Annotated in this window: 21 protein-coding genes; 12 read left to right on the top strand and 9 right to left on the bottom strand. The window is 57.9% G+C overall.

The genetic code is table 11. The features are described 5' to 3' along the window. Positions 1–141: 141 nt before the first annotated feature. From EDF81_RS02715 to EDF81_RS02695, 5 genes are all read right to left on the bottom strand, one after another. Positions 142–1,605, bottom strand: a complete 1,464-nt coding sequence (locus EDF81_RS02715; protein WP_123346006.1) for a mannitol dehydrogenase family protein — start codon at positions 1,603–1,605, stop codon at positions 142–144. A 164-nt stretch (positions 1,606–1,769) separates the two neighbouring features. Next, positions 1,770–3,143, bottom strand: coding sequence for an MFS transporter (locus EDF81_RS02710; protein WP_123346004.1), 1,374 nt, complete (start codon positions 3,141–3,143; stop codon positions 1,770–1,772). 53 nt (positions 3,144–3,196) lie between these two features. Then, positions 3,197–4,216, bottom strand: a complete 1,020-nt coding sequence (locus EDF81_RS02705; RefSeq protein ID WP_123346002.1) for a Zn-dependent oxidoreductase — start codon at positions 4,214–4,216, stop codon at positions 3,197–3,199. An 11-nt stretch (positions 4,217–4,227) separates the two neighbouring features. Continuing rightward, on the bottom strand, positions 4,228–5,442 hold the full coding sequence (gene manD, locus EDF81_RS02700) for a D-mannonate dehydratase ManD (RefSeq protein ID WP_123346000.1): 1,215 nt from the start codon (positions 5,440–5,442) through the stop codon (positions 4,228–4,230). Positions 5,443–5,560: 118 nt separating this feature from the next. Continuing rightward, positions 5,561–5,887 (bottom strand): YnfA family protein, encoded by a 327-nt coding sequence (locus EDF81_RS02695; RefSeq protein ID WP_123345998.1) that lies wholly within the window; start codon positions 5,885–5,887, stop codon positions 5,561–5,563. A gap of 150 nt (positions 5,888–6,037) precedes the next feature. Here EDF81_RS02695 and EDF81_RS02690 point away from each other — a divergent pair, with 150 nt between their 5' ends. Both EDF81_RS02690 and speG read left to right on the top strand, forming a co-directional pair. Then, on the top strand, positions 6,038–6,379 hold the full coding sequence (locus EDF81_RS02690; protein WP_123345997.1) for a DUF1283 family protein: 342 nt from the start codon (positions 6,038–6,040) through the stop codon (positions 6,377–6,379). Positions 6,380–6,438: 59 nt separating this feature from the next. Beyond that, on the top strand, positions 6,439–6,999 hold the full coding sequence (gene speG, locus EDF81_RS02685; protein WP_123345995.1) for a spermidine N1-acetyltransferase: 561 nt from the start codon (positions 6,439–6,441) through the stop codon (positions 6,997–6,999). On the opposite strand, the gene EDF81_RS02680 is transcribed toward speG, so the two are convergent. Continuing rightward, positions 6,993–7,739 carry a YnfC family lipoprotein gene (locus tag EDF81_RS02680; RefSeq protein WP_123345993.1) on the bottom strand — a complete coding sequence of 249 codons (747 nt, stop codon included), beginning with the start codon at positions 7,737–7,739 and terminating at the stop codon, positions 6,993–6,995. The genes speG and EDF81_RS02680 overlap by 7 nt on opposite strands. A 70-nt stretch (positions 7,740–7,809) precedes the next feature. On the opposite strand from EDF81_RS02680, the gene EDF81_RS02675 reads away from it, so the two are divergent. The 9 genes from EDF81_RS02675 (at position 7,810) to osmV (ending at position 16,498) form a co-directional block, all read left to right on the top strand. Then, entirely contained in the window at positions 7,810–8,091 is a 282-nt protein-coding gene (locus EDF81_RS02675) for a DUF1161 domain-containing protein (protein WP_123345991.1), read from the top strand. Positions 8,092–8,250: 159 nt separating this feature from the next. Continuing rightward, complete coding sequence (gene ynfE / locus EDF81_RS02670) at positions 8,251–10,689, top strand: selenate/tellurate reductase subunit YnfE (RefSeq protein ID WP_123345989.1); 2,439 nt, start codon at positions 8,251–8,253, stop codon at positions 10,687–10,689. 10 nt (positions 10,690–10,699) lie between these two features. Further along, positions 10,700–11,317, top strand: a complete 618-nt coding sequence (locus EDF81_RS02665; RefSeq protein WP_123345987.1) for a DMSO/selenate family reductase complex B subunit — start codon at positions 10,700–10,702, stop codon at positions 11,315–11,317. 1 nt (position 11,318) lies between these two features. Next, positions 11,319–12,176 (top strand): DmsC/YnfH family molybdoenzyme membrane anchor subunit, encoded by an 858-nt coding sequence (locus tag EDF81_RS02660; RefSeq protein ID WP_123345985.1) that lies wholly within the window; start codon positions 11,319–11,321, stop codon positions 12,174–12,176. Further along, on the top strand, positions 12,173–12,784 hold the full coding sequence (gene dmsD / locus EDF81_RS02655) for a Tat proofreading chaperone DmsD (RefSeq protein WP_123345983.1): 612 nt from the start codon (positions 12,173–12,175) through the stop codon (positions 12,782–12,784). The genes EDF81_RS02660 and dmsD overlap by 4 nt, the downstream gene beginning before the upstream one ends. A gap of 272 nt (positions 12,785–13,056) precedes the next feature. Beyond that, positions 13,057–13,770, top strand: coding sequence for an osmoprotectant ABC transporter permease OsmY (gene osmY, locus EDF81_RS02650; RefSeq protein WP_123345981.1), 714 nt, complete (start codon positions 13,057–13,059; stop codon positions 13,768–13,770). Positions 13,771–13,790: 20 nt separating this feature from the next. Then, positions 13,791–14,693, top strand: a complete 903-nt coding sequence (gene osmX, locus EDF81_RS02645) for an osmoprotectant ABC transporter substrate-binding protein OsmX (protein ID WP_123345979.1) — start codon at positions 13,791–13,793, stop codon at positions 14,691–14,693. A gap of 9 nt (positions 14,694–14,702) precedes the next feature. Further along, positions 14,703–15,350: an osmoprotectant ABC transporter permease OsmW gene (gene osmW, locus EDF81_RS02640; RefSeq protein ID WP_123345977.1), complete on the top strand. Its 648-nt coding sequence runs from the start codon at positions 14,703–14,705 to the stop codon at positions 15,348–15,350. After that, a complete protein-coding gene (gene osmV, locus EDF81_RS02635; protein ID WP_123345975.1) occupies positions 15,350–16,498 on the top strand; it encodes an osmoprotectant ABC transporter ATP-binding protein OsmV in 1,149 nt (382 codons plus the stop codon). The genes osmW and osmV overlap by 1 nt, the downstream gene beginning before the upstream one ends. A gap of 39 nt (positions 16,499–16,537) precedes the next feature. Here the strand turns inward: osmV and bioD are convergent, their stop codons facing one another. The 3 genes from bioD to EDF81_RS02620 all read right to left on the bottom strand — a co-directional run bounded on the left by bioD (position 16,538) and on the right by EDF81_RS02620 (position 19,593). Next, positions 16,538–17,233, bottom strand: a complete 696-nt coding sequence (gene bioD / locus EDF81_RS02630) for a dethiobiotin synthase (RefSeq protein ID WP_123345973.1) — start codon at positions 17,231–17,233, stop codon at positions 16,538–16,540. 124 nt (positions 17,234–17,357) lie between these two features. Further along, a complete protein-coding gene (mlc, locus tag EDF81_RS02625) occupies positions 17,358–18,578 on the bottom strand; it encodes a sugar metabolism global transcriptional regulator Mlc (protein WP_123345971.1) in 1,221 nt (406 codons plus the stop codon). Between the two features lie 106 nt (positions 18,579–18,684). Beyond that, positions 18,685–19,593: a LysR family transcriptional regulator gene (locus EDF81_RS02620; protein ID WP_123345970.1), complete on the bottom strand. Its 909-nt coding sequence runs from the start codon at positions 19,591–19,593 to the stop codon at positions 18,685–18,687. A gap of 104 nt (positions 19,594–19,697) precedes the next feature. Between EDF81_RS02620 and EDF81_RS02615 the strand changes: the two genes are divergently transcribed. Next, positions 19,698–20,948: an MFS transporter gene (locus EDF81_RS02615; protein ID WP_123345968.1), complete on the top strand. Its 1,251-nt coding sequence runs from the start codon at positions 19,698–19,700 to the stop codon at positions 20,946–20,948. The last annotated feature ends 42 nt before the right edge of the window (positions 20,949–20,990 follow it).

The raw sequence follows: 20,990 nt of genomic DNA, 5'->3' as shown, positions 1-20,990 counted from the left end.
AATGGCACGAGCAAACCAAACGCAGGCTAAACCATTTCCGGCGAAAAGGGGTGAGGAATGCAAATAAGGGTCAGTTGGTTAAACGTAGGTGTATTGATGTAAAGAAGCATACCGCCGACGGCGGTATGCTTAATTCAGAAACTACAGCGCAGCGGCATAGGCCGCAACCGTCGCCTTCGCGCCTTTCTCCCGCAGCTGCAGATATGCCTGGGTGACCTCTGCGACAAATGTTTTTTCATGCGGTAATTCGTTGCCAAAAATCGCCTCGATGCCCAGCAGCGCCCGCACTCGTGCTTCCCCTTCCGCGCTCTGCTGTACCGCCTGCTGAATGTTTGCCAGCAGAGGATCGCTCACCTCAATCGCCGCGCCCTGCTCGTCTACGCCGCCGACGTAGCGCATCCATCCGGCAATGCCCAGCGCCAGCAGAGAGAAATCACTGCTCTTCACCAGATGCCAGCGCACGGAGTCCAGCATGCGCTGAGGCAGTTTCTGGCTGCCGTCCATCGCTATCTGCCAGGTCCGGTGGCGCAGCGCCGGATTGCTGTAACGGGTAATCAGCATATCCGCATAGTGAGCCAGATCGACCCCTTTCACTTTCAGGGTCGGGGCCTGCTGGTTAAGCATCAGCGCCCTGGCGGTTGCACGGTAGTTCGCGTCTTCCATACAGTCATTAATATGCTGGTAACCCGCCAGATAGCCGAGATACGCGAGGAAAGAGTGGCTGCCGTTCAGCATCCGCAGTTTCATCTCTTCAAAAGGCACCACGTCGGCCACCAGTTCGGCCCCGGCTTTTTCCCAGGCCGGACGACCGGCAACAAAATTATCCTCAATGACCCACTGGCGGAACGGCTCGCAGGCCACGCCGGCCGGATCCCGAACGCCGGTCAGCTGTTCAATTTTATCCAGCGTCTCAGCCGTGACGGCCGGCACAATACGGTCCACCATCGTTGACGGGAAGGTCACGTTTTTCTCGATCCACCCGGCCAGTTCCGCGTTCCGTGCCCGCGCATAGGCGAGGACGACATTGCGCGTGACGTGACCGTTTTCCGGCATATTGTCGCAGGACATCACGCTAAAAGCGGGCAGCCCGGCCGCCTGTCGCCGCGCCAGCGCTTCAACCACCACGCCAACCGCCGATTTTGGCTGCTGCGGCGCGTTAAGGTCGGCCACGATTAACGGATGATCGAGCATCAGTTCTCCGCTGGCCGGTGAGTGGCAGTAGCCTTTCTCGGTTATGGTCAGGGAGACAATCGCCACCTGCGGCTCGCACATTCTGGACAGGACCGTTTCCAGACCGTCGACCTGGGCATGCAACGCCTCTTTTACCACGCCCACCACACGGGCAGTCCAGGCATCGGCGGACATTTCAGCCACCGTATAGAGGTTATCCTGACGCTTCAGGTCGTCTATCTGCTGTTCGCCCCCGATCAGGTTAACTTCGGTGTAGCCCCAGTCGCTGCCGTGTCCGGCGGCCAGAATATCGGCATAAACGGCCTGATGGGCGCGGTGAAATGCGCCAAAACCAAGATGGACAATGCGTGAAACCAGGCCTGCGCGTGAATAGTTCGGGAGAATGGCTTTCGCCGTAAGAAGCGGATTTTCCATAATGAAGACTCTTTTGATTGCATGAAACAGTGTTTCAACAGACTACGTCGCGCCGCAAATCGCACTTTGACCTGCGACAGTCTTTGCTGACTACATTAACTAGAATGGTAACCAGATGTAACAGGAACCCGGTCCGGGTTCCCGTCAGTGTATTAAAAGTGAGCTCAGGCGAAGTCGCGCGCCCCTGCGTGTCCGGCCACGCGGGATTCCGCCGCGTCTTCCAGAATCTCAAGATCCCGGTCGCAGACTTCCGGCATCAGCCAGGCAGAGAGCAGACCGATACAGGAGTAGGCAATAATCATCGCCAGAATCGGCCACCAGCTGCCGGTCATATTGCAGAAGATCCCCGCCAGTAACGGACCAAAGCCCACCGCCACCAGACCACCAACTTCTTTCGAGATCGCCATCCGCGTAAAGCGATTACGCGCGCCGAAGATCTCCGCCATGGTGATATTTTCCAGCGCGAACAGGCCCAGCACCGCGATATTATGAATAATCACAATCGAGGTCATAATCACGCCGGGGCTATAGGACTTATCCATGATAATCGCCAGCGTCGGGTACGCCAGGATAATGGCCGAAATACACATAATAATATAAGGGATACGACGCCCGATTTTATCCGAGAGCCAGCCCAGCAGCGGGATGGTAATAAAGCCGAGAATGGAGCTGATCATTAAGGCATCGGTCGGAATACTTTTATCAAACAGCAGCGTCTGGACTAAATATCCGGCAAGGAAGGTCTGAATTAACCCGGAGTTACCCGCCTGGCCGAAACGCAGACCGGTCGCCAGCCAGAAAGATTTACTGGTGAACATTGCTTTCAGGGTCGCCTCCTCAGGCGCGACCTGCGCCGGTGCGGCTTCCCCTTCGCTGACCTGTTCAAACACCGGGCTTTCTTTCAGGTTCATTCGCAGCCAGATAGCGAAGATCATCACCACCACGCTTGCCAGGAACGGCACGCGCCAGCCCCAGGCCACCAGTTCTTCGCGATCCAGGGCAAAGAACATCACCGCCCAGATAGCCGTGGCGCTGAGGGTGCCGCAGTTGGTGCCCATCGCTACCAGCGAGGAGATAATACCGCGACGCCCTTTCGGCGCGTACTCCGCCAGCATCGTCCCGGCCCCGGAAATCTCCGCGCCCGCGCCCAGTCCCTGCACGATACGCAGCGTCACCAGCAGGACCGGCGCAAAGATGCCGATTTGCGCATAGGTCGGCAGGACGCCAATCAGCGTGGTACAGATCCCCATCATGGTGATGGTAATAAAGAGCACTTTTTTACGCCCAATACGGTCGCCCATTTTGCCAAAAATAAAGGCCCCGACAATCCTGGCAATATACCCCGCGCCATAGGTTCCCATTGCCAGAATTAAAGCCATGGCGGCCGACTGTTCCGGGAAAAATATTTCGTGGAAGACCAGCGCAGCCCCCAGGGAATAAAGCTGGAAATCCATAAACTCCAGCGCCGTCCCTAACCAGCCGGATACGGCGGCCTTTACCAGGTCGCCGGTGGTTCTTTCAGTTTTTACTTGCGTCATAGTGGCGTTCTCAAAAGGTAAGATGCGTACCGCAAACTCGCATTTAATTATTATTAACTGCCGAAGGTTAATAACACCTTGCAGCAGCGACGCTGATCTTTCTCAAACAGCTCAATCGCGTCGGTCACGTGTTGGTAAGCAAATTTGTGGGTCACCAGTCTGGACGGGTCGATCAGACCGCGGGTCAGCCAGTCGATAACCACCGGGAATTTATTGGCGTTAAGTCGCGAGGAGAAAATCGACAGCTCTTTGCCAGTGATCCCCTGCTGAACAATGCTTCCCGGCTCGCTGGAAAAGCCCATAATGACAATCCGCGCAGCCGGAGACGCAAGCGTAATGGCCTCCTGCAGAATCGACGGATGGCAGGCCGCATCGATAATCAGCGTTGGCCTGATGCCCTTCTCTTCAAGCAGCGCAGCCAGTGACTGCTGGCCATTATTAATCACCCAGTCGGCACCGCTTTTTGTCGCCATCGTCAGCCGCTCTTCAATGCGGTCGACCACGATAACCTGCTTCACGCCGTAGACCCCCTTGAGGGCCTGAACGGTCGTCAGCCCCATCGGGCCTGCACCGTAGATCAGCGCCACGTCGTTTTCCGTCGGATCCACCTGACCGGTGACGTTCGCCGCAATGGTGAAGGGTTCGATCATCACCGCGAATTCATCCGGGATCGACGCCGGAATGTGCCAGGCATTTTTCTCCGGGACCACGGCGTACTCGCTAAAGCCGCCGTCGCGATGCACGCCCAGGACGACCAGCGTGGTACAGACGTTCGGCTTGCCGATGGAACAGGGATAGCAGTGCCCACAGCTGATCACCGGATCAACGCTGACGCGCTGGCCAAGACGCTCTTGTGCCACGCCCTCGCCGACGGCATCAATCACGCCGAAAAACTCATGCCCGATTACCCTGGGGTATTTAGCAAACGGGTTATGCCCACGATAAATATGGCTGTCCGAGCCGCAAATTCCGGCCAAAGAGACTTTGACCCGTACCTCGCCCGAGGCCGGTTGTGGCAGCGGGCGCTCTTCGATAACGAGCTGATTCGGCTGCTGGATTACAATACTTTTCATCGTTTCTCTCCTTACCAGTTCCACAGCGTGCCGTCTTCGAGACGCGCAACCGGCAGATAGGCCGGGTCGTAGGGATATTTTGCCGCCAGTTTTTCATCAAACTCGATGCCCAGGCCCGGTTTGTCGCCCGGATGCATATAGCCGTTGTCGAAGCGCCAGCTGTGCGGGAAGACTTCCAGCATCTGCTCGGAATAGCCCATATATTCCTGAACGCCAAAGTTCGGCACCCAGAGGTCAAAATGCAGCGCCGCAGCATGGCAAATCGGCGAGAGATCCGACGGACCGTGCGAGCCGGTACGTACCTGATAGAGCGAGGCGAAGTCGGCAATACGGCGCATGCCGGTGATGCCGCCCGCGTGGGTGATGGTGGTGCGGATATAGTCGATCAGTTGCTCTTCAATCAGCTGTTTGCAGTCCCAGATGCTGTTGAACACTTCCCCGACCGCAATCGGCGTGACCGTATGCTGGCGAATAAGACGGAAGCATTCCTGATTTTCGGCCGGGGTCGGATCTTCCATCCAGAACATGCGGTACGCTTCAATGCTCTTCCCGAAACGCGCCGCTTCGATAGGCGTCAGACGGTGGTGCGTGTCGTGCAGCAGATGCTCGTCAAAGCCAAAGCGGCTACGCACGGCATCAAACAGCTTCGGCGTGAAGTCGAGGTATTTCTCCGTCGACCAGAGCTGCTCATCCGGCCACTGGCCTTTGGTCGCAGGCTCATAGGCCAGACCTTTACCTTTTGACATGCCGTAGGTGGTTTTCATGCCCGGCACGCCGCACTGAACGCGGATCGCCTTAAAGCCCATCTCTTTATGACGGGCGTAATCTTCCAGCACATCATCAATGGTGTGGCCGGTGGTATGGCAATAGACCATGACCCCTTCACGCGATGCGCCACCCAGCAGCTGGTAAAGCGGCATACCGGCCGCTTTGGCTTTGATATCCCACAGGGCCATATCCACGGCGGAGATCGCCGACATGGTGACCGGCCCGCGACGCCAGTAGGCACCTTTGTAGAAGAACTGCCAGATGTCTTCGATGCGGTGCGCATCGCGACCGATCAGCTGTGGGCAGAGATGATCCTGCAGATAGGACGCCACCGACAGCTCACGTCCGTTGAGCGTCGCATCACCCAGGCCGACAAGTCCGTCGTCGGTGGTGATTTTCAGCGTGACAAAGTTGCGCCCCGGACAGGTAACAAAGACTTCAGCCCCAACAATTTTCATGATTTTCCCTTACATCGCTTAACGTGATGCGGGAAATTTACCCAACTGAACTACTACCATACAAGTAGGATGATCAAAAAAGCTGCGTCCTGTCACAAAACGCAGCCCACTTTCGGGCTTACGTCCGGCCCCACCCGGCAACAATAATCAGCATCCCGCACAGGGCCACCAGCGCGCCCGCCCAGTCATAGAGGCTAAGTTTCACGCCATCCACCACTCTTAGCCAGATCAGTGCCGTACAGACATACACCCCGCCATAGGCGGCATACACTCGCCCGCTGGCCGCCGGATGCAGGGTTAACAGCCAGACAAACAGCGCCAGCGAAACCCCGGCGGGGATCAGCAGCAGCCATGACGCCCCGCGCTTCAGCCAGAGCCAGGGAAGAAAGCAGCCGATGATTTCACACAGCGCGGTGGCAAAGAATAGTAACGATGTTTTCAGCATTTTTTCATTCTTAGTGAGGCATTGTTAAGGCATGATACGCGATAATTGTCCCAGGCTGTCCATTCTCCCGGTGCGGGTATGCCGGGCTGAAGGATTGTTCTACACTGAGACCGTGAGTCAACCGTTTTCTTCCCCATAAAGGATACCGCAATGAAAATTACACTTAGCAAACGCCTGTGCCTGACGGCAATGCTGACGCTGGGTGCCATCGTGTACACTGCTTCTGCTTCCGCTCGTACCGATAAGTTAATTATTGAGTCTGGCGATAGCGCACAAAGCCGTCAGAACGCGGCGATGGACAAGGAGCAGTGGGACGATACGCGCAACCTGCGTCAGAAAGTTAACAAACGCGCGGAGAAAGAGTTTGATAAAGCCGACGTGGCTTTTGATGCCCGCGATAAGTGCGAGCAGAGCGCCAATATCAACGCGTACTGGGAACCCAATACCCTGCGCTGCCTCGACCGCAGCACCGGTCGTAAGATCAACCCGTAATTTCTCAGCGGCAGGTCCGTCCGGGCCTGCTGCACTCCGTTTCCCGATAAGGACTTCCCATGGATGACGCCCTGAACGTCAAACTCCGCCCGCTTGAGCGCGAAGATCTGCGCTTTGTTCACCAGCTCGACAATAACGCCAGCGTTATGCGCTACTGGTTCGAAGAACCTTACGAAGCGTTTGTTGAACTTTCCGACCTCTACGATAAGCATATTCACGATCAGAGCGAGCGGCGTTTTGTCGTCGAATGCAACGGCGAGAAGGCGGGCCTGGTCGAATTGGTGGAAATTAACCATGTTCATCGCCGGGCCGAGTTTCAGATAATCATCTCCCCTGAGCATCAGGGTAAAGGCCTGGCGTCACGTGCCGCAAGGCTGGCGCTAGACTACGGCTTTACGGTGCTTAACCTGTATAAGCTGTATCTGATCGTGGATAAAGAGAATGAGAAAGCGGTTCATATTTACCGCAAGCTGGGCTTTATGACCGAAGGCGAGCTGATCCACGAATTCTTTATCAACGGCGAATACCGCAACACTATCCGGATGTGCATTTTTCAGCACCAGTACCTGGCGGCGCATAAAACGCCAGGTACCAGCCTGCTGAAGCCGACGGCTCAATAGTAGTTGATGGTGTTTTTGATGGTGTAATTCTGCGTGACCGGCGGGGTTACGCTGTCATCGACAATTTTCAGCTCGCAGCTCAGCGGATTGGAATAGCGGTCATACTCACAGCGCTGGGTGACGTTCCCCAGGGGCTTATCGTTCAGCAGGCTGACGGCGGTATAGTCGAGCTTCTTACGTTTATCCTTCGACGGCGTCGCCGCAACGGAGAGCGTATCATCCTTGCTGACGGTGCTTTTTCCCAGCGGATAACCCTCTTCGTCATAGCGGTAGTTGACCTGCGCGTCTTTGCTGCGGGCGGTGGTAACAAAGCCGTTATCATCGGTTTCCCAGGTCACCCCAGCCGCCGGGAGCGCCGCCAGCTGGCATTTTCCCTGCAGACGCAGGCGTTTTTCCCGCGTTTCGGCATCCAGATAGTAGTTGGCATCCAGCACCAGCGAGACATTGCCATCATTGTCCAGATCGTGGAACTCCAGCTGATCGAAGCAGCCCTCCTGTGACAGCGCGCCGCTGACCCGCCGGGAGACCTGGCCCTTTTCGTTCATCAGGGTCTGGCTAAAATCTTTCACCGGGCCGCGCAGAGGATCGAAGTCAAACTCATTGGAAAAGCTGGCCATCTCAGGCGTATAGGCAAGCGGCGCCGAGGCGTCATCACAGCCGGTCAGAACGATCGCCAGGGCAGCGGGTATTATCAATCTCTTCACGCGGGGGTTCCTGATTTCGGGAATTCTCTCAGCCATTATAGGGAATACAATTGTTTACACTAGTCGTGCTACGCTTTTATCACCGACCTGATACAAGGAGTCAATAATGAAAATGGCATACTGGCTGGTTGCACTTTTGTCCGTCGCCTCAGCGTCCGCGCTGGCGGCACCGTCCTCCTGTGAGAATGTGAAAAACGATATTCAGCAGAAGATCGTTAACAACGGCGTGCCGGAAAGCGGTTTTAGCCTGACAATTGTCCCGAACGACCAGGCCGATCGGGCTGGCGCTCAGGTCGTCGGGCACTGTGCTAACGACACCCATAAAATCCTCTATACCCGCAACTCAGACGCCTCGGCTCAGAATAATGCCGATGTCGGATCGCAGTAATACTTGATATATCCCCCGTTGATCGGGGGATCTCCCCTCTCTTTGACTCAGAATAAACTTTGCTTACTCCTTACTGGGTAATATCCGGCTAATCATTAGGGACATTCTAATAACTATCCTAAATGATTTTTCGTGATAACTATTATTCTGGAGTATGCAATGTCAAATCAACCACAGCCCGGCGGCATTAGCCGACGGACCCTCGTCAAATCGACGGCGATAGGGTCGCTGGCCCTGGCCGCAGGCGGGTTTTCTTTACCTTTTGGTCTGAAAAGCGCCGCAGCGGCGGTTCAGCAGGCTACCCAGGGGAGTCAGGACACGATTGTCTGGGGCGCGTGTTCAGTGAACTGCGGCAGCCGCTGCGCCCTGCGCTTCCACGTGAAAGATGATGAAGTGAGCTGGGTCGAAACTGACAATACCGGCCACGATATTTACGGCGATCACCAGGTTCGCGCCTGCCTGCGCGGACGCTCTATCCGTCGCCGTATCAACCACCCGGACCGTCTTAACTACCCGATGAAACGGGTGGGCAAACGCGGCGAAGGCAAGTTTGAGCGCATCAGCTGGCAGGAAGCGCTGGACACCATTGCCGGAAGCCTTAAACACACCGTCGAAACTTACGGCAACGAATCGGTTTACGTGAACTACTCATCAGGGATCGTCGGCGGTAACGTCACCCGCTCTTCCCCGTCCGGGTCGATGATCACCCGGATGATGAACTGCTACGGCGGCTCCCTGAATCAGTACGGCACCTACAGTACCGCCCAGATCGCCTGTGCGATGCCCTATACCTACGGTTCGAATGAGGGTAACAGCACCTCGGATATTGAAAATACCAAGCTGGTGGTGATGTTCGGCAATAACCCGGCGGAAACCCGGATGAGCGGCGGTGGTATTACGTACTTCCTCGAACAGGCACGGGAACGTTCTAACGCCAGGATGATCATCATCGACCCGCGTTACACCGATACCGCCGCCGGTCGCGAAGATGAATGGCTGCCGATCCGCCCCGGTACCGACGCCGCGCTGGTGGCCGGCCTGGCCTGGGTGCTGATTGATGAAAACCTCGTCGATCAGCCGTTTCTCGATAAATACTGCGTCGGTTATGACGAGAAAACCCTGCCGGAAGGCGCCCCGGCCAATGGCCACTATAAAGCCTGGATCCAGGGCCAGGGCAATGATGGCATTGCCAAAACGCCGGAATGGGCTTCGCGCATTACCGGTATTCCGGTCGATCGCATCGTTAAGCTGGCCAGAGAGATTGGCTCCGCGAAGCCCGCCTATATTTGTCAGGGCTGGGGACCGCAGCGCCAGGCGAACGGTGAGCTTTCCGCACGCGCCATCGCGATGCTGCCAATCCTGACCGGTAACGTCGGGATCAACGGCGGCAACAGCGGCGCACGCGAATCTACCTATACCATCACCATCGAGCGTATGCCGATCCCGCCTAATCCTGTGAAAACGTCCATCTCCTGTTTTAGCTGGACCGACGCGATTGTTCGCGGCGCGGAAATGACCGCTACCCGCGACGGCGTGCGCGGCAAAGATAAGCTCGACGTACCGATTAAGTTTATCTGGAACTACGCCGGTAACGCCCTGGTCAATCAGCATTCGGAGATCAATAAAACCCACGAAATCCTGCAGGATGACAGCAAGTGCGAAATGATTGTGGTCATTGAGAACTTTATGACCTCCTCTGCCCGCTATGCCGATATTCTGCTGCCGGATCTGATGACCGTCGAACAGGAAGATATCATCCCCAACGACTACGCCGGGAATATGGGCTATCTGATCTTTATCCAGCCGGTCACCACGCCGAAGTTCGAACGTAAGCCGATTTACTGGATTATGAGCGAAGTGGCGAAACGCCTCGGTGACGATGTCCATCAGCGCTTTACCGAAGGCCGGACCCAGGCCGAGTGGCTACAGTATCTCTACGCCAAAATGCAGGCCAAAGATCCGGCGCTGCCGGGATATGAAGAGCTGAAGAAAATGGGCATTTATAAGCGCAAAGATCCGAACGGACACTTTGTGGCCTATAAAAAATTCCGCGACGACCCGCAGGCGAATCCGTTGAAAACGCCGTCGGGTAAAATCGAGATTTACTCCGCCAGGCTGGCTGACATTGCCGCCAGCTGGGAACTGGAAAAAGATGAAACCATCAGCCCGCTGCCGGTTTACGCCTCGACTTTTGAAGGCTGGGACGATCCGCAGCGCAGCACCTTCCCGCTACAGCTGTTCGGCTTCCACTATAAAGCCCGCACCCACTCTACCTACGGTAACGTTGACGTCCTGCAGGCCGCCTGCCGCCAGGAAGTGTGGCTTAACCCCATCGATGCGCAAAAGCGTGGGATCGCCAATGGCGATATGGTTCGCGTCTTTAACGCCCGCGGCGAGGTACATATTCCGGCAAAAGTCACGCCGCGAATCATGCCCGGCGTCAGCGCCATGGGCCAGGGTGCCTGGCATAACGCCGATATGGATGGGGATCGTGTCGACCACGGCGCCTGCGTCAATACCCTGACGACCCACCGACCTTCTCCTTTAGCGAAGGGTAACCCACAGCACACCAATCTGGTGGAAATCGAGAAGGTTTGAGGAGTAAGCGATGACAACCCAGTATGGTTTTTTTATTGATTCCGCCCGCTGCACCGGTTGCAAAACCTGCGAGCTGGCCTGTAAAGATTACAAAGACTTAACCCCCGATGTCAGTTTCCGCCGCATTTATGAGTACGCGGGTGGCGACTGGCAGGAGGATAACGGCGTCTGGCACCAGAACGTGTTTGCCTATTACCTCTCGATCTCCTGTAACCACTGCGAGGATCCGGCCTGTACCAAAGTGTGCCCGAGCGGCGCGATGCATAAGCGCGATGACGGTTTTGTGGTGGTCAACGAGGATGTCTGTATCGGCTGTCGCTACTGCCATATGGCCTGCCCGTACGGTGCGCCGCAGTATAACGCCGCCAAAGGGCACATGACCAAGTGCGACGGCTGTCATAGCCGCGTTGCCGACGGGCTGAAGCCTGTCTGCGTCGAGTCCTGTCCGCTGCGCGCCCTGGAGTTCGGTCCCATCGACGAACTGCGCAAACAGCACGGTGAACTGGCCGCGGTCGCCCCGCTGCCTTCGGCGCGTTTTACCCACCCGAATATCGTGATCAAACCTAACGCCAATAGCCGTCCCTGTGGGGATACCACCGGCTTCCTGGCCAATCCGCAGGAGGTATAAAATGGGCAATGGATGGCATGAATGGCCGCTGGTTCTGTTCACCGTGCTGGGCCAGTGCGTGGTCGGTGGCGTAATCATTACCGGCCTCGGCTGGTGCGCGTTACGCGACGACGAGGCCGCCCGGCAGCGCGTTGTCAGGTCGATGTTTTTCCTCTGGCTGGTGATGGGCGTCGCCTTCCTGGCCTCGGTGATCCACCTCGGTTCGCCGCTCCGCGCCTTTAACTCGCTTAATCGTATTGGCGCTTCGGCTCTGAGCAACGAAATCGCCAGCGGCTCGCTGTTTTTCGCCGTCGGCGGTATCGGGTGGCTGATAGCGTTTCTGGGCAAGATGCCCGCGCGTCCGGGGCAGGTATGGCTCGCCGTCACGATGGTGCTGGGACTGCTGTTTGTGCTGGCGATGACCCGGGTTTATCAGATCGACACGGTCCCGACCTGGCATAACGGCTACACCACCAGCGCCTTTTTCCTCACCGTCGTGCTGACCGGTCCGCTGTTTGCCGCCCTGCTGCTGCGCGTGGCCCGGATGCCCTTCAACGGCAAAATCTTCGCCGCGCTCAGCGTTCTGGCGCTGCTGGCCACGGTTGCAGTAGCGATTATGCAGAGCGTGGCGCTCGGCGAGATTCACAGCTCCGTACAGCAGGCCCGGGCGCTGGTACCGGACTATGCCGCCTGGCAGGTGGCCCGGATACTGCTGCTGGCCGCCGGTCTGGGCTGCTGGATTTGTCCGCTGGTACTGCGTAAGCAGCCGCGTATCGCCAGCCTGCTGGTCGGTCTGCTGCTGGTGCTTGTCGGGGAGCTGATTGGTCGCGGCCTCTTCTACGGCCTGCATATGACCGTCGGTATGGCGGTGGCCGGATGACGCCGGAGCAACAGGCAACATTTGCCATGACCGCCCGGGCGCTGGGGGCGCTGTTTTACTTTGCTCCTGACAGTGACCAGGCCGCCCCGCTGGTGGCGGCCTTTCAGCGCGGCACCTGGCAGGAGGACTGGCCGCTGCCGGAAGCGGTACTCGCGCCGCTGACGGACGCGTTCAGCACGCCCTGTGAGGAGCCGCTGGCAGAGGCGTGGCAGCGGCTGTTTATCGGCCCGGATGCCCTGCCAGCGTCGCCCTGGGGTTCCGTCTGGCTGGATCGCGAATCGGTCCTGTTCGGCGACTCCACCCTGGCGCTGCGTCAGTGGATGCGTGAGGAGGCTATCGCTTTTGAGTCGGCACAGAACGAGCCGGAAGACCATTTTGGCACCCTGCTGCTGCTGGCGGCCTGGCTCTGCGAGAGCGGTCGTCAGGACGCCAGCGATCGACTGCTGGCCTGGCATCTGTTGCCCTGGGCCGGGCGTTTTCTGACGGTCTTTACTCAGACGGCGACGCACCCGTTCTATGCCGCTCTCGGTCAGCTCGCGCAGCTGACCCTCGCTGACTGGCAGAGTCGCCTGCTGATCCCGGTGGCCGATAAACCCCTGTTCCGTTAACCCTCCCGGCCGGGCAGCCGCCCGGCCATTTAGTTACGGTGTCACTTCGGTTGTCATGTTTTAAGACTATTCTTTACCATGCCCCCGCATACAAGACGGTATAAGGCGTAACACCCTGTTTCCACGGCATCTTCCTGTCCCTCATCTTTGTCATTCACTGGAATCATTCCCGACCCCTTGCTATAGCTTTTTACACCCTGCCGGAACATGGCATAACAACAGGCAACGCATTTTCGTTGCTATAACGCATGCACACAGGGAGACACACTGCAATGCAAGCATCCCCCCTCCAACGCGCGCTGCTGTTTATTGCGGCCATTATTGCTGTGCTTGGCCTGCTGGCCTGGGGTATCGGACTCGATACTCTGCAGGCACGGAAAGTAGATTTGATCTATCTCGGCCAGCAGCATCTGATTCTGGTCTTTAGCTCGATGTTTCTGGCCCTGCTGGTCGGTATCCCCAGCGGCGTTCTGCTCAGTCGGCCAGCCGCCCGCGGCGTCGCTGAATATGTGATGCAGATTTTTAACGTCGGCAATACGCTGCCCCCGCTGGCGGTACTGGCGCTGGCGATGGTGGTTCTCGGTATTGGTGATACGCCAGCGATTATCGCCCTGTTCCTCGCGTCGCTGCTGCCGATTGTGCGTAACACCTACGCCGGACTCTGCTCCGTTCCGCCTTCGTTACTGGAAGCGGCGAACGGTATCGGCATGACCCGCTGGCAGCGTCTGCGCCAGGTGGAAATCCCCAACGCCTGGCCGGTGATCCTCTCCGGGGTCCGCATCGCCACCGCCATTAACGTGGGTACCGCGCCGCTGGCCTTCCTGATTGGTGCCAGCAGCTACGGCGAGCTGATTTTCCCCGGTATCTACCTGAATGACTTCCCGACGCTGATCCTCGGCGCGGCGGCCACCGCGCTGTTCGCCCTGATCCTCGATGTGCTGCTGGCCGGACTGGGCCGTCTGCTTAGCCCACACACCGCCCGATAACGATAACAGGGAGCACAATAATGAAACGTTTTCGATACCTTTTAGGCGCACTGGCGGCCAGCGTGCTGCTGAGCAGTCAGGCACTGGCTGCGCCGTTAATCCTCGCCACCAAAAGCTTTACCGAACAGCATATTCTGTCCGCAATGACCGTGCAGTATCTGCAGAAAAAGGGCTTTCAGGTTCAGCCGCAAACCAATATCGCCACCGTGATCTCCCGTAATGCGATGATCAATAAACAGATTGATATGACATGGGAGTACACCGGCACCTCGCTGATTATCTTTAACCATATCAACGAGCGGATGTCCCCCGAGGAGTCGTATGCCACGGTGAAACGGCTGGACGCGAAGCACGGTCTGGTGTGGCTAAAACCGGCCGCCATGAACAACACCTACGCCTTTGCCATGCAGCGCAAGCGTGCGGAAGCCGAAAATATCAACACCCTGTCGGAGATGGTGGCAAAAATCGAACATATCCGTCAGACCGACCCGGATAACAACTGGCTGCTGGGGCTGGACCTGGAGTTTGCCGGACGCAGCGACGGGATGAAGCCGCTGCAGGACGCCTACCACATGGCGCTGGACCGCCCGCAAATCCGCCAGATGGACCCCGGCCTGGTCTATAACGCCATCCGCGACGGCTTTGTCGATGCCGGTCTGATCTACACCACCGACGGACGGGTGAAAGGCTTCGACCTCAAGGTGCTGGAAGATGATAAGGGCTTCTTCCCAAGTTACGCTGTCACGCCTGTGGTACGTAAAGACACGCTGGAAGCCAATCCGGGGCTGGAAGAGGCGCTAAATACCCTCTCCGGCCTGCTGGATAACGAGGCCATCACCGACCTGAATGCGAAGGTGGATATTGACCACCTGACGCCGCAGCAGGTCGCCCGCGATTTTCTGCACGCCAAAGGCCTGCTGTAAGGAGAGATGATGGAAACCCTTCACTACATGATGGACAACGCGGGCTACCTCGCCACCCTGACCTTCCAGCATCTGTGGCTGGTCGGGCTGGCCGTGGGCCTGGCGATTATTATCGGCGTTCCGCTGGGGATCCTGATCGTGCGGCATAAATGGCTGGCCACGCCGGTCCTCGGTCTGGCCACGCTGGTGCTGACCATTCCGTCCATCGCCCTGTTTGGACTGATGATCCCGCTCTTTTCGCTGATCGGTCAGGGTATTGGTGCCCTGCCGGCAATTACCGCCGTGTTTCTTTATTCCCTGCTGCCCATCGTCCGTAATACCCATACGGCGCTGGACAGCCTGCCGCCGGGCCTGCAGGAAGCGGGACGCGGTATCGGGATGACCTTCTGGCAGCGCCTGCGCTGGGTAGAAATCCCGATGGCGCTGCCGGTGATTTTCGGCGGCATCCGTACCGCCGTGGTGATGAATATCGGCGTGATGGCTATCGCTGCCGTGATCGGCGCGGGCGGCCTGGGGCTGCTGTTACTGAACGGCATCGGCGGGAGCGATATTCGTATGCTCATTGCCGGTGCGCTGATGATTTGTGTGCTGGCTATTGCGCTCGACTGGTTATTGCATCGTCTGCAAGTTGTGCTGACGCCTAAGGGGATTCGCTAATGATTAAACTTGAAAATCTGACTAAACAGTTCGCCCAGAAGAACGGCCAGACCTTTAACGCCGTCGATAACGTCAATCTGAACGTCCCTGAAGGTGAAATGTGCGTACTGCTGGGGCCGTCCGGCTGCGGCAAAACCACCACCCTGAAGATGATTAACCGACTGATTACCCCGAGCAGCGGCAAGATCCTGATTAACGGTGAAGACACCAGCGATATGGACACCGTAACCCTGCGCCGCAATATTGGCTATGTGATCCAGCAGATCGGCCTGTTCCCCAATATGACCATTGAGGAGAACATTACCGTGGTGCCGAGGATGCTGGGCTGGGATAAGGCCCGCTGTAAAACACGCGCCCAGGAGCTGATGGAGATGGTCGCCCTGGATGCGAAGAAGTTTCTCCACCGCTACCCGAAAGAGATGTCCGGCGGCCAGCAGCAGCGTATCGGCGTGATCCGCGCCCTGGCGGCGGATCCGCCGGTGCTGCTGATGGATGAACCCTTTGGCGCGGTGGACCCGATTAACCGTGAGGTGATCCAGAACCAGTTCCTGGAGATGCAGCGGGCGCTGAAAAAGACCGTGATGCTGGTCAGCCACGATATTGACGAAGCCCTGAAGCTGGGCGACCGTATCGCCGTCTTCCGCCAGGGACGTATCGTCCAGTGCGCCAGCCCGGACGAGCTGCTGGCGAAACCGGCCAATGAGTTTGTCGGCTCCTTTGTCGGCCAGGACCGCACCCTGAAACGCCTGCTGCTGGTCTCGGCGGGCGACGTCACCGACCAGCAGCCGACGATCACCGTGCGGCGCTCAACCTCGCTGGCCGAAGCCTTCGGCACCATGGACGATAACGATATTCGCGCCATTACGGTGGTGGACGATGACGGCAAGCCGCTGGGCTTTGTTAAACGTCGGGAAGCGCGCAACGCCAGCGGCAGCTGCGCCGACAGCCTGCACCCCTTCCGCGTTACCGGTAAAGCCGAGGATAACCTGAGGGTGGTGCTGTCGAAGCTGTATGAGAGCAACACCAGCTGGATGCCGATTGTCGATGAGGAAGGCCGCTATAACGGCGAGATTTCGCAGGATTATATTGCCGACTATCTCAGCTCGGGCCGCACGCGGCGGGCGCTGAACATTCATAGCGACAGCTAAAAAAATGGCCCCGATTATCGGGGCCATTTTACGCCGGGATCAGGCGATGGCTTTGGCCATCGTCAGTTCCCGATCCAGCCGGGAGAGATCGATATACTGGGCCAGCTCGCGCTGTTCGGCACGCGGCAGATAGGGCAATTCCCCCACCAGCGGCCCCGGCAGTTTTTTGCTCAGCACCTCGATAATTTCCGCGTAGTGCGCCAGACCGGGGTTAATCCGGTTAGCCACCCAGCCCACCAGCGGCAGACCATCATTGGCAATCGCCTGCGCCGTCAGCAGCGCATGGTTAATGCAGCCTTCCTGGATCCCCACCACCATCAATACCGGCAGCTGTTCCTGCACCACCCACTCAGAAAGCGGGCGCAGATCGTTCATCAGACTGCGCCAGCCGCCGGTGCCTTCGACCACGACGTGATCAACCTGGCCGCTGAGGCTCTCAAGCCCCCGGGAGATCAGCTCGTAGTTAACCGGGCTGCTGTGCGCCACGCTGCTCTCTTCTTCGCTCAGCGCAACGGGATTGACGGCCTCATAGGGCAAAGACAGCGTTGAGACGCTTTGTAGCACCAGTGCGTCCCGGTTGCGCAACCCTTCCGGCGTCTCTTTACTTCCCTTCGCAACGGGTTTGTAGCCCGCCACCTGCTTACCGCTGGCGGCAAGCGCCTGCAGTAACGCACGGGACACTACGGTCTTCCCGACGGCAGTATCTGTACCTGTGACAAAGAAACGCTTAAGCATTACTCACTCCACGCTATGCCTGTAAATATCAACTAAAGTAATAATTCAGAATGGATAGAGTTTACGTGAAGGGATCGGCAGCCAGCTTGAGATAGCGCAATATTTCGGTTAACTATGAAAAAGGTTAACCCTGCAGCAAACGGATCAGCAGCGAGCCGTTGTACATCGCATCCTTAACCAGTGCGGCACTGGTCATGGTGCCCTGATTCGAAAACTGGGTGCTTTCAACGACGATATGGCGACTCCAGGCGGGAAGCGACTGCTGGCGAATGCAGTCGGCGATAGCCGGAAACAGAATTTCCGCCGCCTGATTCAGCGGTGAACCGATAAGAATTTTTTGAGGATTAAACAGGTTCACCATAATAGCGATGATCCTGCCGACGTTGGTGCCAACCCCGGCAATAATATCCTTCGCCAGGAGATCGCCCTGCAGCGCCGCCTGACACAGGGAGTCAACGCTCAGCGGCTGCCCGTGCAGCATGGAGCTCATCGACTGATTCATCCGCACCTGCGCCAGCTCCAGAACGCTGTCGATACTGGCGATGGTTTCCAGACAGCCATGATTGCCGCAGTAGCAGCGCTTGCCGTAAGGATCGACCTGGGTATGGCCAATCTCCACCAGGCTGCTGCTGCCCGCGTGCAGCAGACGACCGTCGGTGATCACCCCGGCCCCGACGTTATGGTCGATCACCACCTGAATCACATCGCGTGCGCCCCGCGCCGCGCCAAAGAGCGCCTCTGCCATGGTCCAGGCGCTGATATCGTGCTGCATAAAGACCGGCACGCCCGTATGGGCCTGCAGGGTTTCGCCCAGCGGCATCTCTTTGACGTCGTCATAGAACGGCATCCGGTGCACGATGCCGTTTTCCGTATCAATAATGCCCGGCAAGGTGATAGCGATGGAGGTCAGACGTTCCAGCTTCTGCTGCTGGCGAATAAAGAACTGGTCGATATGATTGATGATCCGCGTCAGCAGCGGCTCTTCCGCCACCAGCGGCAGCGGGTGCTGCTCTTCGACCACGCATTTGCTGCTGAGATCGCGCAGGGCCAGATGGATCACCCCGCGATTAATCCGCAAAGAGAGATAGTGCCAGGCCTCGGTTTCCACCATCAGCCCGACCGCCGGACGGCCGCGGCTGCCCGGCTCCTGAATTTCCGTCTCCTGGACCAGATGCGCTTCGAGCATTTCGCGCACGATTTTGGTAATACTGGCCGGGGCCAGCTGTGCCAGACGGGAGAGATCGATACGCGAAACCGGGCCAAGCTGGTCAATCAGGCGATACACTGCGCCCGCGTTAGTTTGCTTAATTTGATCGATATGCCCGGGCTGACTATCCGCTACCACCTCATACTCCCTTTATTTTCGCGGTTCGAAATAAACTGCGGCTATGGTGAAGGACTTCATTCAGGCCGTCAAATTTTTACTTAGCCATGTGATTTACCGCACATTTTTACCCCTCTTCGCGCCTGTTTGCCGCCTTAAGCAACAGCGCCTTAAACTGCGCCGCCGGACCGCTCAGCTCATGATGTCGGGACCAGACCAGCCACATTTCTGATACTGCATCCGGCTCCAGAATCGACACCCAGCGCATTTCCGTCAGCTTCACCCGGCGAAATGAGGCGGGCAGAATCGACACGCCCAGCCCGGCGGCCACCAGGCCAATAATGGTCATCGCCTCGCCCACCTCCTGCGTAATCACCGGCGACAGTCCGTAGCGGCGCATCAGCCCAAGAATATCGTCGTACAGTCCGGTCCCCACGTGCGGGTCGAAAAAGACAAAAGGCTCCGCCGCGAGCGCTGCCAGGCTGACCGCCTCCTGCTGTGCCAGGGGATGGTCGCGGTGGATCATCGCCAGCAGCGGCTCGCGCAGGATGGGCTGCCAGGCAAGGCTTTCCGGCAGGATGGTATTGCGCATCAGGCCCAGATCCAGGGTACCGTCATTCAGGGGCGCGATCTGCTCCCGGGTGTTGGTTTCGCGGGTCTGAATATGGACATCCCCATAGCGCTGGCGAAACTGCGACAGAGTATCGGAGACGGCTTTAATAAAGGGCGCGGAAGAGGTGAATCCCAGCCGCAGCTCCCCGCTTTCCCCCAAATGCAGGCGCTCGGCGCGGGCGGCGGCCTCTTCGACCTGGCTGAGGATCTGTCGACTGTCGGCGAGAAACTGTCGGCCCGCTGCCGTCAGGCTGACGCTGCGGTTAGTGCGGGCCAGCAGGCGCGCACCAACCTGCTGCTCAAGGATCTGGATCTGCTGGCTCAGGGGCGGCTGGGAGATATTCAGGCGGGCGGCGGCGCGGCCAAAATGCAGCTCCTCGGCGACCGCCACAAAGTAACGCAGATGACGAAGCTCAACATTCATAGGTTAAACGTCTTATTTGAGATTATTAATATATTAGACAGAATATTTACATTTTCCTACCCTGTGGAGGTGGTTATATCGTGATGTAAAACTAAGGATCCTAAGTGAGTCGTACAACAACCGCTGACGTGACTTCGGCCCCCGACGTTAGCGCGCCATCCGTTTCCCGGTCGGTCCCTTTTATTCAACGTGGCACCTCTGCCTTTATTCGCGTCACCCTGGCCCTGTTCTCCGCCGGTCTCGCGACTTTCGCCCTGCTCTACTGCGTCCAGCCGATCCTGCCGGTGCTGTCGCATGAATTTGGCGTTTCCCCCGCCAGCAGCAGTATTTCGCTCTCTATTTCGACGGCGATGCTGGCTATCGGGCTGCTGTTTACCGGCCCGCTCTCCGACGCCATCGGACGCAAACCGGTGATGGTCACCGCCCTGCTGCTGGCCTCCTGCTGTACGCTGCTGTCGACGATGATGACCAGCTGGCACGGCATTCTGCTGATGCGTGCCCTGGTGGGGCTTTCTCTGAGCGGCGTGGCGGCGGTGGGCATGACCTATCTGAGCGAGGAGATCCACCCCAGCTTTGTGGCTTTCTCGATGGGACTGTATATCAGCGGTAACTCCATCGGTGGGATGAGCGGTCGTCTTCTGAGCGGGATTTTTACCGACTTTTTTAGCTGGCGTATCGCCGTCGCGGTGATTGGCTGTTTCGCTCTGGCGGCGGCGCTGATGTTCTGGAAGATTCTGCCGGCGTCGCGTCACTTCCGGCCCGCCTCGCTGAAGCCCAAATCCCTGCTGATCAACTTCCGCCTTCACTGGCGCGACCGCGGCCTGCCGCTGCTGTTCCTGCAGGGCTTTCTGCTGATGGGCTCTTTCGTGACCCTGTTTAACTATATTGGCTATCGCCTGATGCTGTCGCCCTGGTCCCTGAGCCAGGCGGTGGTGGGCCTGCTGTCGGTCGCCTATCTGACCGGGACCTGGAGTTCGCCTCGCGCCGGAGCCATGACCGTCCGCTACGGTCGCGGACCGGTGATGATCTTCTTTATTGCGGTGATGCTCTGTGGGCTGCTGCTGACGCTGCTCTCGTCCCTGTGGCTAATTTTCGCCGGGATGCTGCTGTTTTCCGCCGGATTTTTTGCCGCCCACTCGGTCGCCAGCAGCTGGATCGGCCCCCGCGCCCGTCGTGCACGCGGCCAGGCCTCGTCGCTGTATCTGTTTAGCTACTATCTCGGTTCCAGCATCGCGGGCACGCTTGGCGGCGTCTTCTGGCATCGCTTTGGCTGGAACGGCGTCGGGGGCTTTATCGCGCTGATGCTAGTGGCCGCGCTGTTGACGGGAAGGCATTTGCATCGGCGTCTGGGGTAAGAAAGAGAAGAACAATTTTACGGCAGCAAGAATACAGCGGAT

The sequence above is a fragment of the Enterobacter sp. BIGb0383 genome, assembly GCF_003751845.1.
Lineage (GTDB): Bacteria > Pseudomonadota > Gammaproteobacteria > Enterobacterales > Enterobacteriaceae > BIGb0383.
This window is presented reverse-complemented; position numbering and strand designations above follow the sequence as displayed.

What these genes read in the sequence shown, in the direction of transcription:
- osmV (WP_123345975.1), top strand. Translation starts at nt 15,350, where the DNA reads ATGATTAAACTTGAAAATCTGACTAAACAGTTCGCCCAGAAGAACGGC.
- manD (WP_123346000.1), bottom strand. Translation starts at nt 5,442, where the DNA reads ATGAAAATTGTTGGGGCTGAAGTCTTTGTTACCTGTCCGGGGCGCAAC.
- EDF81_RS02690 (WP_123345997.1), top strand. Translation starts at nt 6,038, where the DNA reads ATGAAAATTACACTTAGCAAACGCCTGTGCCTGACGGCAATGCTGACG.
- EDF81_RS02705 (WP_123346002.1), bottom strand. Translation starts at nt 4,216, where the DNA reads ATGAAAAGTATTGTAATCCAGCAGCCGAATCAGCTCGTTATCGAAGAG.
- osmX (WP_123345979.1), top strand. Translation starts at nt 13,791, where the DNA reads ATGAAACGTTTTCGATACCTTTTAGGCGCACTGGCGGCCAGCGTGCTG.
- EDF81_RS02665 (WP_123345987.1), top strand. Translation starts at nt 10,700, where the DNA reads ATGACAACCCAGTATGGTTTTTTTATTGATTCCGCCCGCTGCACCGGT.
- bioD (WP_123345973.1), bottom strand. Translation starts at nt 17,233, where the DNA reads ATGCTTAAGCGTTTCTTTGTCACAGGTACAGATACTGCCGTCGGGAAG.
- EDF81_RS02620 (WP_123345970.1), bottom strand. Translation starts at nt 19,593, where the DNA reads ATGAATGTTGAGCTTCGTCATCTGCGTTACTTTGTGGCGGTCGCCGAG.
- EDF81_RS02710 (WP_123346004.1), bottom strand. Translation starts at nt 3,143, where the DNA reads ATGACGCAAGTAAAAACTGAAAGAACCACCGGCGACCTGGTAAAGGCC.
- EDF81_RS02695 (WP_123345998.1), bottom strand. Translation starts at nt 5,887, where the DNA reads ATGCTGAAAACATCGTTACTATTCTTTGCCACCGCGCTGTGTGAAATC.
- dmsD (WP_123345983.1), top strand. Translation starts at nt 12,173, where the DNA reads ATGACGCCGGAGCAACAGGCAACATTTGCCATGACCGCCCGGGCGCTG.
- ynfE (WP_123345989.1), top strand. Translation starts at nt 8,251, where the DNA reads ATGTCAAATCAACCACAGCCCGGCGGCATTAGCCGACGGACCCTCGTC.
- EDF81_RS02715 (WP_123346006.1), bottom strand. Translation starts at nt 1,605, where the DNA reads ATGGAAAATCCGCTTCTTACGGCGAAAGCCATTCTCCCGAACTATTCA.
- osmW (WP_123345977.1), top strand. Translation starts at nt 14,703, where the DNA reads ATGGAAACCCTTCACTACATGATGGACAACGCGGGCTACCTCGCCACC.
- EDF81_RS02660 (WP_123345985.1), top strand. Translation starts at nt 11,319, where the DNA reads ATGGGCAATGGATGGCATGAATGGCCGCTGGTTCTGTTCACCGTGCTG.
- EDF81_RS02680 (WP_123345993.1), bottom strand. Translation starts at nt 7,739, where the DNA reads ATGGCTGAGAGAATTCCCGAAATCAGGAACCCCCGCGTGAAGAGATTG.
- speG (WP_123345995.1), top strand. Translation starts at nt 6,439, where the DNA reads ATGGATGACGCCCTGAACGTCAAACTCCGCCCGCTTGAGCGCGAAGAT.
- EDF81_RS02675 (WP_123345991.1), top strand. Translation starts at nt 7,810, where the DNA reads ATGAAAATGGCATACTGGCTGGTTGCACTTTTGTCCGTCGCCTCAGCG.
- osmY (WP_123345981.1), top strand. Translation starts at nt 13,057, where the DNA reads ATGCAAGCATCCCCCCTCCAACGCGCGCTGCTGTTTATTGCGGCCATT.